This is a genomic window from Blautia argi, assembly GCF_003287895.1.
GTDB lineage: Bacteria > Bacillota > Clostridia > Lachnospirales > Lachnospiraceae > Blautia > Blautia argi.
In genome coordinates this window covers 3,177,501-3,191,314 of the sequence record NZ_CP030280.1, presented here as the reverse complement: position 1 = coordinate 3,191,314, position 13,814 = coordinate 3,177,501, and the positions used below count along the sequence as shown (strand labels likewise).

17 protein-coding genes (1 of these 17 only partly in view) are annotated in these 13,814 nt (G+C 39.6%); 14 read left to right on the top strand and 3 right to left on the bottom strand.

Annotated elements, in window-relative coordinates; genetic code table 11:
• Positions 1 to 141: 141 nt before the first annotated feature.
• Entirely contained in the window at positions 142 to 645 is a 504-nt protein-coding gene (locus DQQ01_RS15370; protein WP_111920710.1) for a sporulation initiation factor Spo0A C-terminal domain-containing protein, read from the bottom strand.
• Between the two features lie 220 nt (positions 646 to 865).
• Here DQQ01_RS15370 and DQQ01_RS15365 point away from each other — a divergent pair, with 220 nt between their 5' ends.
• The 10 genes from DQQ01_RS15365 (at position 866) to DQQ01_RS15320 (ending at position 6,908) form a co-directional block, all read left to right on the top strand.
• Positions 866 to 1,240 (top strand): helix-turn-helix transcriptional regulator, encoded by a 375-nt coding sequence (locus tag DQQ01_RS15365; protein ID WP_162624338.1) that lies wholly within the window; start codon positions 866 to 868, stop codon positions 1,238 to 1,240.
• A 316-nt stretch (positions 1,241 to 1,556) separates the two neighbouring features.
• Positions 1,557 to 2,309, top strand: a complete 753-nt coding sequence (locus DQQ01_RS15360; protein WP_111920708.1) for a helix-turn-helix domain-containing protein — start codon at positions 1,557 to 1,559, stop codon at positions 2,307 to 2,309.
• A 196-nt stretch (positions 2,310 to 2,505) separates the two neighbouring features.
• A complete protein-coding gene (rpmG, locus tag DQQ01_RS15355; RefSeq protein ID WP_111920707.1) occupies positions 2,506 to 2,655 on the top strand; it encodes a 50S ribosomal protein L33 in 150 nt (49 codons plus the stop codon).
• A gap of 14 nt (positions 2,656 to 2,669) precedes the next feature.
• A complete protein-coding gene (gene secE, locus DQQ01_RS15350; protein ID WP_111920706.1) occupies positions 2,670 to 2,882 on the top strand; it encodes a preprotein translocase subunit SecE in 213 nt (70 codons plus the stop codon).
• 17 nt (positions 2,883 to 2,899) lie between these two features.
• Positions 2,900 to 3,421 (top strand): transcription termination/antitermination protein NusG, encoded by a 522-nt coding sequence (gene nusG, locus DQQ01_RS15345; protein ID WP_111920705.1) that lies wholly within the window; start codon positions 2,900 to 2,902, stop codon positions 3,419 to 3,421.
• Between the two features lie 93 nt (positions 3,422 to 3,514).
• Positions 3,515 to 3,940, top strand: a complete 426-nt coding sequence (rplK, locus tag DQQ01_RS15340; protein ID WP_111920704.1) for a 50S ribosomal protein L11 — start codon at positions 3,515 to 3,517, stop codon at positions 3,938 to 3,940.
• 67 nt (positions 3,941 to 4,007) lie between these two features.
• Positions 4,008 to 4,703: a 50S ribosomal protein L1 gene (gene rplA, locus DQQ01_RS15335; protein ID WP_111920703.1), complete on the top strand. Its 696-nt coding sequence runs from the start codon at positions 4,008 to 4,010 to the stop codon at positions 4,701 to 4,703.
• 342 nt (positions 4,704 to 5,045) lie between these two features.
• A complete protein-coding gene (locus DQQ01_RS15330) occupies positions 5,046 to 5,228 on the top strand; it encodes a hypothetical protein (protein WP_111920702.1) in 183 nt (60 codons plus the stop codon).
• Positions 5,225 to 5,659 carry a hypothetical protein gene (locus DQQ01_RS15325; protein WP_111920701.1) on the top strand — a complete coding sequence of 145 codons (435 nt, stop codon included), beginning with the start codon at positions 5,225 to 5,227 and terminating at the stop codon, positions 5,657 to 5,659. Before DQQ01_RS15330 ends, DQQ01_RS15325 begins: the two co-directional genes overlap by 4 nt.
• A 289-nt stretch (positions 5,660 to 5,948) precedes the next feature.
• On the top strand, positions 5,949 to 6,908 hold the full coding sequence (locus DQQ01_RS15320; RefSeq protein WP_111920700.1) for a cation diffusion facilitator family transporter: 960 nt from the start codon (positions 5,949 to 5,951) through the stop codon (positions 6,906 to 6,908).
• 65 nt (positions 6,909 to 6,973) lie between these two features.
• Here the strand turns inward: DQQ01_RS15320 and DQQ01_RS15315 are convergent, their stop codons facing one another.
• On the bottom strand, positions 6,974 to 7,729 hold the full coding sequence (locus DQQ01_RS15315; protein WP_330407560.1) for a helix-turn-helix domain-containing protein: 756 nt from the start codon (positions 7,727 to 7,729) through the stop codon (positions 6,974 to 6,976).
• Positions 7,710 to 9,581: a cache domain-containing sensor histidine kinase gene (locus tag DQQ01_RS15310; protein ID WP_242980438.1), complete on the bottom strand. Its 1,872-nt coding sequence runs from the start codon at positions 9,579 to 9,581 to the stop codon at positions 7,710 to 7,712. The genes DQQ01_RS15315 and DQQ01_RS15310 overlap by 20 nt, the downstream gene beginning before the upstream one ends.
• 185 nt (positions 9,582 to 9,766) lie before the next feature.
• Here DQQ01_RS15310 and DQQ01_RS15305 point away from each other — a divergent pair, with 185 nt between their 5' ends.
• From DQQ01_RS15305 to yicI, 4 genes are all read left to right on the top strand, one after another.
• Positions 9,767 to 11,089, top strand: coding sequence for an ABC transporter substrate-binding protein (locus DQQ01_RS15305; RefSeq protein WP_111920698.1), 1,323 nt, complete (start codon positions 9,767 to 9,769; stop codon positions 11,087 to 11,089).
• A 108-nt stretch (positions 11,090 to 11,197) separates the two neighbouring features.
• A complete protein-coding gene (locus DQQ01_RS15300) occupies positions 11,198 to 12,076 on the top strand; it encodes a carbohydrate ABC transporter permease (RefSeq protein ID WP_111920697.1) in 879 nt (292 codons plus the stop codon).
• Positions 12,076 to 12,903 carry a carbohydrate ABC transporter permease gene (locus DQQ01_RS15295; RefSeq protein WP_111920696.1) on the top strand — a complete coding sequence of 276 codons (828 nt, stop codon included), beginning with the start codon at positions 12,076 to 12,078 and terminating at the stop codon, positions 12,901 to 12,903. Before DQQ01_RS15300 ends, DQQ01_RS15295 begins: the two co-directional genes overlap by 1 nt.
• A gap of 19 nt (positions 12,904 to 12,922) precedes the next feature.
• Positions 12,923 to 13,814, top strand: partial view of an alpha-xylosidase gene (yicI, locus tag DQQ01_RS15290; protein ID WP_111920695.1) — the 5' portion only. The gene runs 1,361 nt beyond the window's last position; only the first 892 of its 2,253 coding nucleotides appear in the window; the start codon lies at positions 12,923 to 12,925; the stop codon falls past the right edge of the window.

Here is a 13,814-nt window from a genome sequence, read left to right as displayed (position 1 = left end):
TATAACCCAGGGCTCGTCAAAAGACTGTCATAAATAAAAAGAAACAGAGAAAATTTTGCAGAACTTATAAGAATGCGAGGCTGTTATATAAGAAAGAAGTAGAAACTTTGTTTTGTGTGGCAGCCTCGCGGATAAAAGGGATTAGGAAAGTTCAAGCAGTTGTTGCAGGACTTCAGGATTGTTTTTCGTAGATTCGATGAGTTTGAAAAGATAAGACCCCATTTCTGTAGAAATTTTATCTACAGCTTCCTGATAAATTTGTTTCTTATAAATGCAATTCTGTGCATTACACGGGTGTTCAGGCGCTATTTGCGGTTGTTGCTGGTTTCTTCGTTGTTTCAGCCTGAAATACAGGGTTCGCAGGAGATTTGAATTTTGTGTGTTTACCAGATCCAGATATTGCTCTACAACCTCCCGGTTCCCCTTTGTAGTGACGGTTTCAAAAGCATGACGTATGGCTCGTTCCACGCTTGAGGGAGTTGTACCTCTTTTTAAGGCAATATCGGCATACAGGGAACAGATCTTTCCGCTGCTGTAATAAGTATCTGTGTCAAAAAGCTCCAATGCATCATGGATATAGGTAAAGCCTTTTACACCTGCCGGTATTCCCAGTTCTAATAAAATGTCAACGATGTCATTTCTCATTTTTACAGAATACTCCTTTCTGTGAAATATTATCTATGGAACATGAAGATGATACATGTATATAGAAAAAGGTAATGTCTTAACGAAACAATTATATGTCTTTTTGTGACATATGTCAACATAAATTTGTTGACAACGAAACAGTTTTCCATTAATATAGTTAAGTCACTATAACCATAGGGTCATGATTATATAAAACATTAAAGGGGCATTGACGAATTTGAAGGATAGAATAAAGGCGATTCGGCAGAAGGCCGGAATGACGCAGCAGCAGTTTGCTGACAAAATCGGTGTTTCGAGAAATACCATTGCAACATATGAAACCAGTGTGCGTATTCCTATTGAAGCAGTTCTTGTATCTATATGCAGAGAGTTTGGGGTAAATGGAGAATGGCTGCGGACAGGCAAAGGGGAAATGTATATTGATGTAACACCTGATTTAAAGCTTTCCAGGTGGTTTGGTCAGGTTCTGAGAGAAGAGGAAAACTCTTTTAAGAAAAAATTTCTTCTTGCGCTTTCTAATTTTACAGAAGAGGAGTGGAGTTCCCTGGAAAAGGTTGCTGTATTGCTATTTGCAGATGCTGCACAGAAATGATTAGAGGGATTTTGTTAAGAATTTAATGAATTCGTATATACATTTTATCTGACGCTCATTGGCTTCCTGAAGCAGCTCAATGATTTGTTGTTTGATATCCATACATTCCCCCGTAAATTGCGTAACATTTTATCTGTTTTTCAGATTGTAATATTAGTTTACGTTATTTGCGAAGAAAAGTCAATTAAATTTTACAGGAAGTTTGACAAACGTGTTGTCTTTGCAAGAATCTTGTAGTATGATTTCTTATATAATATGTAGGGCAATACGGAACAAAAAACAGATACAGGCAGAAAGCAGAGTTTGGGAGGGTACTATGGGCATTGGGGAAAGGATTCGCAGACGCAGAGTAGAATTGGGATTTACAAGGAATGAGTTGGCAGAAAAAGTACATGTGACGCCTTCTGCTGTTGCAAATTATGAGAATAACATCAGTATTCCTAAGCTGGAGTTGTTGATTTCATTAATGAATACACTGGAGGTAGATGCCAATTATCTGTATGCGGATTATATTTCTAATCCGACGGTGAAAAAGGTTTTTCGGTTTGAAATGAATGAAGAAGAGCAGGAAGCCCTGGAAAAGTACAGGGGATTGACAGAAAATGGAAAGCGTCTTGTACGGATTGTGATTAATGAAGAATATGAGCGCGTCAAATCTCAGAGATGGGTTGCGCTGCAGTGTTACTTTCCGGGAGTACGAAAAACCAATGCCGGTTTTCTTTTGCAGGAATATGCAAAAAGGGTTCAGGTAAAGGGGCAGCATGTACCAAAAGGGACGAATTACTGTTTTCAGATTCAGATTGATAAGTACGAGCCGGTTTTCAGAAAGTATGATATTATTGCAATATCAGAAGAGGAAGCTTCTCATAATGAAATTGGTATGTTTTGCTTTAAAGGAATCTGTTATATAAGGACTCTGTACCGTAAGGACGGGGTTTGCAGACTCAGGGCGTTAAATGTTATGGAGCCGGACATTGAGGTGGAAAAGGAAGAAGAGCTTCGCTGTCTGGGAAAGGTTCTGGGGAAGATTTACGGGGAATGCAAAATCCTGGATTTAGATAAAGAATAACTTGACAAAGACCTTCGTCTATGATACGCTTACAAAGCGACAGTGGAAGCAGGTCTTTTTTTTGTGCCTAATTTTTCGGGATACGCCCGGAGAAATTACTTATAAAAAGAAGCATCTGGTCGCGGTAACAAGACGTTGCATAATGACAGCGCTGTGAAGCTGTCAGCGATAAAAGACACATGGAGGTGGAGAAGTCGTGCGCGTAAAAATCACATTGGCATGTACAGAATGTAAACAGCGTAATTACAACATGACAAAGGAAAAAAAGAATCACCCGGAGCGTTTAGAAACAAAGAAATACTGCAAATTCTGTAAAGCTCATACATTACACAAAGAAACCAAATAATTCGGTTTAAGAGGGTGGATTTATGGAAGCAGAAAAAAAAGCAGAAAGCTCCAAAAAAGAACTGGATCAAAGGACTTCAGGCAGAGTTTAAGAAAATAATCTGGCCTGATAAGCAGACTCTTGTAAAACAGACGGTTGCAGTGGTATCTATTACTGCTGTGGTTGGCGTGTTTATTGCTGTTATTGACAGCGGGATTCTGCAGCTGCTGAACTTAATTATTAAGTAAGGACAAGGTGAATTAGAATGTCAGAAGCAAATTGGTATGTTGTTCATACTTATTCAGGGTATGAAAACAAGGTAAAAGCCAACATTGATAAGACAATAGAGAACAGACACCTGGAGGACCAGATTTTAGAAGTCCGTGTACCTATGGAGGACGTTGTGGAACTGAAGAACGGTGAGAAAAAGCAGGTTCAGAAAAAGATGTTCCCAGGTTACGTCCTGATTCATATGGTAATGAATGATGACACATGGTATGTTGTAAGAAACACCCGCGGTGTTACAGGATTTGTTGGTCCAGGTTCAAAGCCGGTTCCGCTGACAGAAAAGGAAATTGAGGCTCTTGGCATTTCAGCCGTCAGAGAGCTTGAGGTTGACTTTGAAGAAGGCGACAGTGTTGTTGTCACAGGCGGTGTTTGGAAGGATACTGTGGGCGTTGTTCAGAGTATCAATGAAGCAAAACAGATTGTGACAATCAGTGTTGAGCTGTTTGGCCGCGAAACGCCGGTAGAAATAAGTTTCGCAGAAGTAAAAAGTCTTTCATAAGACAAAACAGTAAACAGTATGTAAGGGTCATAATGTCACATGGCTCGTGGGAGGGACATTCCCGCAATTACCACATTATAGGAGGTGCCGAAAATGGCAAAGAAAGTAACAGGTTATATTAAATTACAGATTCCTGCTGGAAAGGCAACACCAGCACCACCGGTTGGTCCTGCTTTAGGTCAGCACGGTGTAAACATTGTACAGTTTACAAAAGAATTTAACGCAAGAACAGCAGACAAGGGAGATTTAATTATCCCTGTTGTTATTACAGTATATGCGGACAGAAGTTTCAGCTTCATCACAAAAACTCCGCCGGCTGCAGTTTTATTAAAGAAAGCTTGTAACATCAAATCTGGTTCAGGCGTTCCAAACAAAACAAAAGTAGCTACAATTTCCAAAGCTAAAATCCAGGAAATTGCAGAAATGAAAATGCCAGACTTAAATGCAGCTTCCTTAGAAGCAGCTATGAGCATGATTGCCGGAACTGCAAGAAGTATGGGTATTACAGTAGAAGAATAATTAGTTTTGTGACTATCAACAAACGTGGGAGGGACATTCCCGCAATTACCACTAGGAGGTTATTTATATGAAACGCGGAAAAAAATACGCAGAGGCTGCAAAAGCAGTTGACCGTACAAATTTATACGATCCAGCAGAGGCAATTTCTTTAGTAAAGAAAACAGCCGTAGCTAAATTTGACGAAACAATCGAAGCTCATATCAGAACAGGCTGTGACGGACGTCATGCTGAACAGCAGATTCGTGGCGCAGTTGTACTGCCTCACGGAACAGGTAAAACTGTTCGTGTATTAGTATTTGCTAAGAACGCAAAAGCTGATGAAGCACAGGCAGCAGGTGCAGACTTCGTAGGAGCTGAGGATTTAATTCCGAAGATCCAGAATGAAGGCTGGTTAGACTTTGACGTTGTTGTTGCTACACCGGACATGATGGGCGTTGTTGGACGTCTGGGACGTGTTCTCGGACCTAAAGGCTTAATGCCAAACCCAAAAGCTGGTACAGTAACTATGGACGTTGCAAAAGCTATCCAGGATATCAAAGCTGGTAAGATTGAATATCGTCTTGATAAAACAAACATCATTCACGTGCCAATCGGAAAAGCTTCTTTCACAGAGGAGCAGTTAGCGGACAACTTCCAGACGCTTATGGGAGCTATCAACAAGGCTAGACCAAGCGCATTAAAGGGTGTGTTCTTAAAGAGCGTATCTTTGGCTTCTACAATGGGACCAAGCGTAAAGGTTAATCCTGTTAAATTAGCTCAGTAATAGATGAAATAGAGAGGCGGGAACTTCTTTTAGAGGTTTCCGCTTTTTGTCAGTGTAAAGTTGTATTTAGAGGGGATATGAAAAAATAGACTTATAATAGTAATAACTATAGTTTTAGCTCTGAGCGGATGTGCTGGAAAAGGTGCAGAAAAAAGTCTTTTACAGCAGAAGCAGGGGCTTTTTTCATGAGCAGATTCTGTTGTGACAGATTAGCAGAAGAGAGAAAAGCTGTTTGACTTTATGAAGATAACAATCTAATTTATTCTTTAAGACGTCTTTCTATGGAAAAAGCTTACTTTGTATATGTTATTTCAATCTATCATCCGGACAGAGGGTGTGAACATGATAGATTACATAGAAGTTCTTATGGAGGTATTGCATAGTAGAGATTGGTATGTGAAACACAATGCAGCTTCTTCGCTGGTGAAGTTGGGAATACCGAAAGAGGAGGAAGAAAAACTGAAAAACAGTGGAGATAAATACGCGGCAGAAATGCTTGATTGCATGAAAGGAGAAATGGCATGACAGTAATGAATTCTGGATTTTTAGACGTTATGGTGGTGTTTTTTCTGCTATATTTACTTTTGTATGTGTCATATCCGTTCCTTTCTGTAACGGTAGGAGCCTGGAGGTTATATCACGTAGAGCGTATGCGTAGTATCGGAAATGAACTGAAACATGAGTTTTATTTTCCGGTATCGATTCTTGTGCCAGCCTGTAATTGTAGTAGCGGCAGGGGATATGATAGCGACACATTGGGCGAAGATATGGAACTGGTTATGAAGCTCCATGTTTTTGCAGAAATAACAGAATCAAATATTCGATTCGTTACGAACCGGATGCAGTATGCTGAAACCAGGCTCCCGGGTTTCTTGGGGATTTGCGTAAACAGCGCCTCAGATACAGATTTTTGGATTTGGAGTTACTGTGCTTGCAGGAGTGATGGGTTTACTTAATTGGCTGTTTATGATAAAATTTTATTTGTTATATGCAATTTATGGCTCTATATTGACAATTACGGCGTTTTTTCAGCGTATTTACACACAAAATTTGCAAGTAAACACAAATGATGTGGTTTGAGCATACGTGATGTGTCTGGTGGAAAATGTGTTTTTTCGATTTTTCCTTGATTTTACCTGTATAACAGCATTTGCGGGATATAAAAAGAAAAAAATAGTGGGGAGAAATTCAAAGAATGTGCCATAATGGGATAAAGAGTACAAAGAAGACAGAAAGGTAATATAGATGCGTATAGGCAGAAAGAGCCCCAAAAAGGAAAAGAGGGCAATGACGGTTTCCCTCTATGGAAATCTCCTCTTTGTAGTTTTAGAGCTTATTATGGCTATAGTAACAAGTTCCCAGGCGGTACTTTTGGATGCGGTGTATGACGGAATTGAATTCTGTATGCTGCTTCCTTCGGTTTTTTTGATCCCTTTGCTTTATCAGCCAAGTAATGAGAAATATCCGTTTGGGCATATGCAGTTGGAAACAGTTTTTGTCGTGATAAAGGGCATTACCATGTCTGCGGTAACCATAGGCATGATTTCCAACAGTATCAACATATTGTTTCACGGAGGGCACCGGGTGGCATTTGGCGTGTTAGCCTGGTTTGAACTGGCTGGTATGCTCATCAGCATTATTGTAGCCCTTTATCTGAAACGTAAGAACCGGACTTTGAATTCTCCCATCATAGAAACAGAAATGCAGGGCTGGAAGATAGACAGTGTGATTTCCATGGGAATGACCCTGGCCTTTTTCCTTCCTATACTGGTTCCATTTGAGTGGTTCCAGAAATTAACGCCTTATCTGGACTCTATACTGGCCATTGTGCTGTCCCTTATCATGCTTCCTGAACCAATAGGTACGGTGGTATCGGGTATTCGGGATTTGCTTTTGATTTCACCAGATGAAGAAACGATACAGGAGATAAGAGAGACTGTTGAGCCGGAGCTGAAAGATTGCAACTATTCAGAATTATATTTTGAGGTAGTGAAGACAGGACGGAAGCTATGGATCAGTGCTTACATAAAGCTGGAAAAAGATGAGCTGTCAGTCCGAAGATTTAAGATGTATCAGAACCGTTGTATTGCGGCTTTGGCTCAGAAATATACGGACTTTTATTTTGAATTGCTGCCGGAGATTGAGTTTGATGAGGAAGAAATCAGGCAGCTTACAGAAGAGAATGTGGAAGATGATGGAATTTAAGATGGGATAAAAGGGCTGCCGGAAAATCAAGCACTAATTAGGGTGTTGATTTTCCGGCAGTTTTTTTATTTTTGGTTGCGGAATTCGCTGGGTTGGATTCCGGTGTAAGATTTGAAGGCTCTGCTGAAATAAAATCCATCTTTATATCCTACCAGTTCTCCGATTTTCTGTATTTCCATTTCCTGGTTGTCCAGAAGAAGCCGTTTGGCTTCGTTCATACGCAGGCGTGTCAGGTATTTGGATGGCGTTTCGCCGGAATGTTTTTTAAATATTTTTCCCAGATATTCCTGAGTAAAGCCAAATTTTTGGGCGAGTTCTCCGAAGAAAACCTCTTCTTTGTAATGGTCTTTTAAATATTTTTCCAGAAGTTCACAAATATTTTTCTGGTCTAAACGTCCGGAATCTGTACGCAAAGCATCTAATTCTCCCGCTTCAGATTGAATAGAGGTGAGGATTTTAGTGAGAGATTCTGACAGGGCTTCTAATGTTACGGGTTTTAATAAATAATCCTTAACCTGAAATTTGATTGCAGACTGGGCGTAGGAAAAGTCATTGTATCCGCTTAAAATAACCACTTTAATATGAGGGTGATTTTTGTACAGATAATGAGCTAGTTCAAGGCCGTCAAACTGTGGCATACGAATATCCGTAATAACAAGATTTGGACATGTTTTTTCTATTATATCCCGTGCATCCAGCCCATTAGAAGCCTCTCCGGCAAGTGTAAAGGGGAGCTGAAGTGAGGATATTTTTTTAATGATATTCTTTCTGATTAAGTGCTCGTCTTCTACAACAACGTATTTATAGTTTTGGGTGCTCATGATAATATTCCTCCCTTGAATGGTAAATAGGACCGCCTACTATAAAAATAGTTCTTCCTGGATAGTCATTTGTTATTTTGAAAATTGCGTTTTCTCCATAAAGCAGCTTTAACCGGAGATAGACATTTTTCAATCCCATTCCTCCTATTTCCATAGATTTCAGTTCTTCGTTCATGTTTAGGTTTTCGTATAGATGTATTAATTCCTTCTTTTTTTCATTGCTCATGGTTCCGCCGTTATCCTCTATTTCCAGAAACCAAGTTTCATTTTTGGCATATGAGCGAATCATTAAACGCCAAGGAGGACTGACACAAAAAGCGTATTTGAAAGCATTTTCTACAATTGGCTGAATTAAAAGTTTTGGAATCAGGAAAGATTCTGTTTCTTGTGCAATAGAAGTTTTATATTCGAACTCGTCGCCAAAACGAAACTTCATACATTTTAGATAGCGTTCTGTATAAAAAATTTCCTCTTCCAGAGGTACAATCATTTCCTGTCCGGATGTAATATAGCGGAAGTAATCACATAGAGCGCCGCAGATTTTCACAATATCTTCGTTCATTTCTTCTTCAGCCATGATGCTGATATTCGTAAGACTGTTATAAAGAAAATGAGGGTTAATCAAGGATTGCGTAGCCTGGAGTTTTGCCCTTGTTTCCTCTGAACGGGACAGTAGAACTTCCTGTGAAGTGGAGCGAAGCTTTTCGTACATGTTGCGTATAGAGTCGCATAGAATAGAAAGTTCCCTGATGTTGCTGTCAGCAGAAGTAAGGTTTACTTTTTCCTCAGATAAAACTCTGTTGATGGTTATTTTTCCTGTTGCTTTTGTGAGTTTTTCCAGAGGTTTTGTAAGCCTCTGTGAGATGAAAAAGCAAATTAACATTGTAAGTATGATAGAAACGCCTCCGATGAGAAAAACCATATTGCGATAATTGTGAAGGGGCAGATAAACAGCCTCTTGTTCCTTTGTTACAATTACAGTCCAGCCATATTCGCTTAGAGATTCGTATGTGAGTAATACGGAGTTGTTATTGCCTGTAGTAATTAGCTCTCCGTTATTTGGTTTTAAACCAGAGTGCTGAATTTCGGAATAATAATCTTCTTCTCTTGGTGTTGTGTATGGATAGACCATTTCTTTCCTTGAATTGTAAATCGTCACAGTGGTTCCAGGGTTGGATTGTTCAATCTGTGAAGCAAGAGAAAAAATAGTGTTGCAATCCTGAACAACTTCTACGATACCTTCTGGCTTTCCGGCACTGTCCAAAAACATTCTGACAAGAGAAATGAATTTGGGGTTGCTGCTGCCTTCTGTGCTGGGGAGATCCTGGTGATAGGATGGTTCAGTAAAATATTTATGCCCGTTTAGATTCATTACTTCCTCGTACCACTCTATGGATTCAAGATTGACATTGGAAGTTCTCATCCAATATCCTGCTTCCACGCAGGAGCCATCCATGGTATAGAGTTTGATTTCTGAAGCAGACTGGTAGGCGCCTATAATGGCTGTGACGATTTCGTTGATGGCCGTAACCTTTTCCCGGGAAGCTATCAGGGCTTCTGGGTTTGTTCCTGTCTGCCGGTACATGTAAGAAAATTCCTTGAAGTTATTTTTAATGGCATTGGAATAAACAATATTCATGGAGATGGTGGACATGTTATCTAACTGTGTGGTAACGGCATTTGAGAGTGAAACACACAGGTTTTCGGAGTCTTTTTTTGCCTCTGCTATGGTATTATTTTTGTAGTGCGTATAAGTAAACGTGAAAAAAATACAAAGAAGAGTCAGAATAAAAAGTCCATAAATGCTAAATAAATACATTTTTTGAGAATATCGTTTTGGTGATTTTGCCATTTTCTTTCCTCCTTTTTCAAAAATAAATTATATAGGATGGTTCAAAAAAATGCAAATCAGAGTTCTGTTTTGTCTATTTTGTGATAGCTGGTGTTGTGCTATTATGTATCTACACCAAAGGAAACGTGTTTTATCGATAAAATATAGACGTAATTTCTAAAAAATAAATGAATAGGAGCGAAATCATGAAAAAGAATATAGCGAAAATGTTAGGTTTATCTCTTGCAGCGGTTATGGCGGCAGGTTCTTTGGCAGCATGTGGATCGGATGGGAAAAGTGAGGAAGGGTCAGACGGAAAAAAGACGGTTACCTTAACATTCGGAAGTCATCAGAGCGGTCTTCCAACAACTGGTACTGTGCAGGATTTGGCGAAAGAATTTGAAAAAGAGACAGGAATCAAGATTGATTTCCAGATTTCACCAGATGCCCAGTGGAGAGATTTGATTAAGGTGAAATTAGACTCAGGGGAAGCACCGGATATTATCTGTGCAGATACACCAATTAATCTGGCATCCAGTTTGCATGTGGATCAGTATTGTGTGGATCTGTCAGATCAGGAGTGGGTAGACAGAATGGAAGAAAGTGCCCGTTCCGCAGTCAGTGTAGATGATAAGACTTATGGTATTACCTTCCCGGGTGCGAAAATGTATTTTTACCTGTATAACAAAGATATTTTTGAAGAATTAAATCTTGAAGTTCCTACGAACTATGATGAATTTAAAGATGTATGCCAGACGATTTTAGATGCAGGTATTACACCAATCTATGAAGCGACAACAAATGGATGGCATCAGGTGCTTCCTCTGTTTGAAACAGGCGGATTGTGGCTGGCAGATGATCCTGAAATCTATGATAAATTAAATGCCAACGAAGTGGATCTGGATGAAATCCCTCATCTTCTTACTATTATTAAACAGCTTAAAGAATGTGCAGAAGCAGGATATTTCGGAGATGATTATCTGAGCAATGCAATGGAAAATGCGAAAGAAGCAATGGCAACAGAAAAATGTGCAATGGTTATCAACGAACTTGGATTCAGAGGACAGATTGAAGCAGATTTTCCTGAATTTAAGGCGACAGAAAAAATGGGTGCATTTGTTATGCCGTGGGGAGATAATACAGCGATTGGTGTAAACCCTGCAAGCAATGCGTATTTCATTAACAAAGAAAGTGAACATGTAGAAGAAGCAAAACAGTTCTTTGAATTTCTTGCAAGACCTGAAAACCTTCAGAAACGTCTGGATGGACAGACGGATTTAAGTGCACTTTGCTGGCCGGAGATTGAAAGTAAGTATTCAGAGGAAGACCAGGCTTTAATTGATTCTCTGGAAAAAGCAAATGTTGTACAGACTTCTGTAAACTATATTGACAGCCAGTGGATGGATGTAGGAAAAGACTTGGAGGCAATGTACACAGGAGCTTCTACACCGGAAGATGTATTAAAGACCATTATGGACCGCCGTACAGAGCAGGCTGAATTGCAGAAAGACCCAGGGTGGGTAAAATAAAGATGGAAGGTAAACAGTGAAAGGAGAGGTGTCTGAGGCGGGAGTGCTTTTAGGCACCTTCTTTTCTTCAAAGGCTCAGAGGCTTTATAGAGATTCAGGAGGTTGTATATGAACAGAAAAAAATTGTATCCGTGGTATTTTGCAGCGGGAGCCGCTCTTGTCTATTTTCTTCTGTGTTTTTTGCCCGGGGTTTTAGGTATTGGATATTCTTTTACGGATTGGAATAACTTCACGGATGAAATAAATTTTGTGGGTCTTACCAATTATAAACAGATTTTTGAGGGCAATTCAGAATACGGAAAATATATTTTTAATACCGTGGTGTTCACAATTGTAACTACAGCGGCAAAAACAGTGGTTGGTCTTGCACTGGCATTGCTTTTGACACAGAAATTTATTAAATGTAAGAATTTCCAGAGAATGATTATTTTTTCACCTCAGGTTATGTCTTATCTGGTGGTTGGTTTGGTATTTAAGAGTATGCTGCATCCAACTACAGGGTTTTTAAACAACTTTTTAAGGAGTATCGGATTAGATGCACTGGCAAAAAACTGGCTTACGGATTTGAACTTAGTATTTCCGACAGTCATGACGGTAGATACCTGGAAAGGTATGGGTTATATCATGGTTGTTGTGATAGCGGGATTGCTTTCTATAGCACCGGAATATTATGAAGCTGCAAGCATTGATGGGGCAAGCTTTTTTCAGAAATTCAGATGTATTACACTGCCATTGCTAAAACCAGTTCTGGTAAATGTAACGGTTTTAAATGTTACATATGGACTTCGTGTATTTGATATGATTTATTCTTTGACAAATGGCGGGCCGGGAAATGCAACAGGTGTTATCAACACTGCGGTTTACAAAGAGTTTTCAAAAGGAAATCTGGCTATGGGTACAACGCTGTCCAGTGTGCTGTTTTTCCTGATGCTGGCACTTTTATATTTTATTATTAAATCTATGGAAAATAAGGAGGTTGAAGCATAATGGGCAGAACGGGTAAAATTATCGGCCGTGTTATAGGAAATGTTGTGGCTGCGTTTATAAGCCTGATTGTAATTATACCGCTTGTGGTTTTGTTTTTGAATTCCTTTAAAACCTCTGCGGAAGCAAATAGGATGACGCTTTCTCTTCCTACGGAATGGGTATTTGAAAATTATGCTACGGTTATCGAGCAAGGCAAGCTGATTTCTTCTTTTTTCAATGGACTTTTGTATGCGACATGCAGCGTTGTTATTATCGTAATCCTGGTTTCGGCAGCATCCTTTGTTATTTCAAGAAACCAGAAAGGTATCAATAAGTTTTTGTATTATTTCATTATTTCCGGTATTGCCATGCCGGTTAATAATGTGGCATTGATGAAGGTTATGCAGGCGTTTCATCTTGTGAATACAAGAATCGGAATCATTTTATTGTATGCGGCAATCAATATTCCGCTTAGTTTATTTTTGGCATACGGGTTTGTGAGTACAATCCCAAGAGAAATTGACGAAGCGGCAGTCCTTGACGGCTGTACACCAGTACAATTATTTATCAAGGTGATTGCACCATTATTAAAGCCGATTATTTCTACTTTGTTTGTGCTTGATTTCATGGCAGTTTGGAATGACTTTACAATGCCATTATATTATCTGAATAACTCAAAACAGTGGCCTATGACACTGGCGGTATATAATTTCTTTGGTGCATTTGAGAATTCCTGGAATCTGGTGGCAGCAGATATTATGCTGACTTTGCTTCCGGTGCTGGTTGTATTTGTGCTTGGACAGAAGTATATTGTAGGTGGTGTGGCCGCAGGTTCCGTGAAAGGCTGACAGAAAGGAGAAAAGATTTATGAAATTTACAGATGGTTACTGGTGCATAAAAAAAGAAATGACACCTCTTTATGCAGTGGAATATTCTTCTTATAGAAGAGAGGGGAACGACCTGGTGGTCTATGCGCCGGGAAAACATATTTCTAATAGAGGAGATTGCCTGAATCTGGGACTGCTGACTATTCGTCTCTCTAGCCCTATGGAAGATGTGATCAAGGTGTCTGTGAAACACTTTGAGGGAACGGCTTATAAAGGTCCTTTTGCTGAGGTGAAAGAAACATTGCCGGAAGTGACGATAGAGGAAACAGAAGAATTCCTTGTTTACCAGACAGGAAAAACGAAAGCTGTAATTGATAAGAAACCAAATTCCTGGGGAATCCGTTTCATGGATGGAGAACGGGAACTTACAAATACAGGATTTCGAAATATGGCTTATATTGTAAATAATAAGACAGAAAAATCCTATACAGCAGAGGCATTGGCGATTGATGTAGATGAATATATTTATGGGCTGGGAGAGCGTTTTACTCCGTTTGTAAAAAATGGACAAACCGTTGAAATGTGGAATGAAGATGGGGGAACAGCCAGTGAAATTTCATATAAGAATATTCCTTTCTATATTACAAATAAAGGATATGGTGTGCTTTTGGATAATGAGGGGGATGCCTCTTACGAAATTGCCAGCGAGAAAGTGGAAAGGATTCAGTTTTCTGTAGAAGGAGAACGTCTGGACTACTATGTGATTAATGGCGGTACGCCAAAAGGAACTATCGAAAAATACACAGATTTAACCGGTAAACCGGCACTTCCTCCGGCCTGGTCTTTTGGATTGTGGCTGACCACTTCGTTTACAACAGATTATGATGAGGGAACCACCAGCAGTTTCATTCAGGGTATGGCAGACAGAGATA

Excerpts from the sequence above, each read along its gene's own strand:
- DQQ01_RS15370 (WP_111920710.1), bottom strand. The coding sequence starts at position 645 with ATGAGAAATGACATCGTTGACATTTTATTAGAACTGGGAATACCGGCA.
- DQQ01_RS15360 (WP_111920708.1), top strand. The coding sequence starts at position 1,557 with ATGGGCATTGGGGAAAGGATTCGCAGACGCAGAGTAGAATTGGGATTT.
- nusG (WP_111920705.1), top strand. The coding sequence starts at position 2,900 with ATGTCAGAAGCAAATTGGTATGTTGTTCATACTTATTCAGGGTATGAA.
- rplK (WP_111920704.1), top strand. The coding sequence starts at position 3,515 with ATGGCAAAGAAAGTAACAGGTTATATTAAATTACAGATTCCTGCTGGA.
- rplA (WP_111920703.1), top strand. The coding sequence starts at position 4,008 with ATGAAACGCGGAAAAAAATACGCAGAGGCTGCAAAAGCAGTTGACCGT.
- DQQ01_RS15330 (WP_111920702.1), top strand. The coding sequence starts at position 5,046 with ATGATAGATTACATAGAAGTTCTTATGGAGGTATTGCATAGTAGAGAT.
- DQQ01_RS15325 (WP_111920701.1), top strand. The coding sequence starts at position 5,225 with ATGACAGTAATGAATTCTGGATTTTTAGACGTTATGGTGGTGTTTTTT.
- DQQ01_RS15320 (WP_111920700.1), top strand. The coding sequence starts at position 5,949 with ATGCGTATAGGCAGAAAGAGCCCCAAAAAGGAAAAGAGGGCAATGACG.
- DQQ01_RS15315 (WP_330407560.1), bottom strand. The coding sequence starts at position 7,729 with ATGAGCACCCAAAACTATAAATACGTTGTTGTAGAAGACGAGCACTTA.
- DQQ01_RS15310 (WP_242980438.1), bottom strand. The coding sequence starts at position 9,581 with ATGGCAAAATCACCAAAACGATATTCTCAAAAAATGTATTTATTTAGC.
- DQQ01_RS15305 (WP_111920698.1), top strand. The coding sequence starts at position 9,767 with ATGAAAAAGAATATAGCGAAAATGTTAGGTTTATCTCTTGCAGCGGTT.
- DQQ01_RS15300 (WP_111920697.1), top strand. The coding sequence starts at position 11,198 with ATGAACAGAAAAAAATTGTATCCGTGGTATTTTGCAGCGGGAGCCGCT.
- DQQ01_RS15295 (WP_111920696.1), top strand. The coding sequence starts at position 12,076 with ATGGGCAGAACGGGTAAAATTATCGGCCGTGTTATAGGAAATGTTGTG.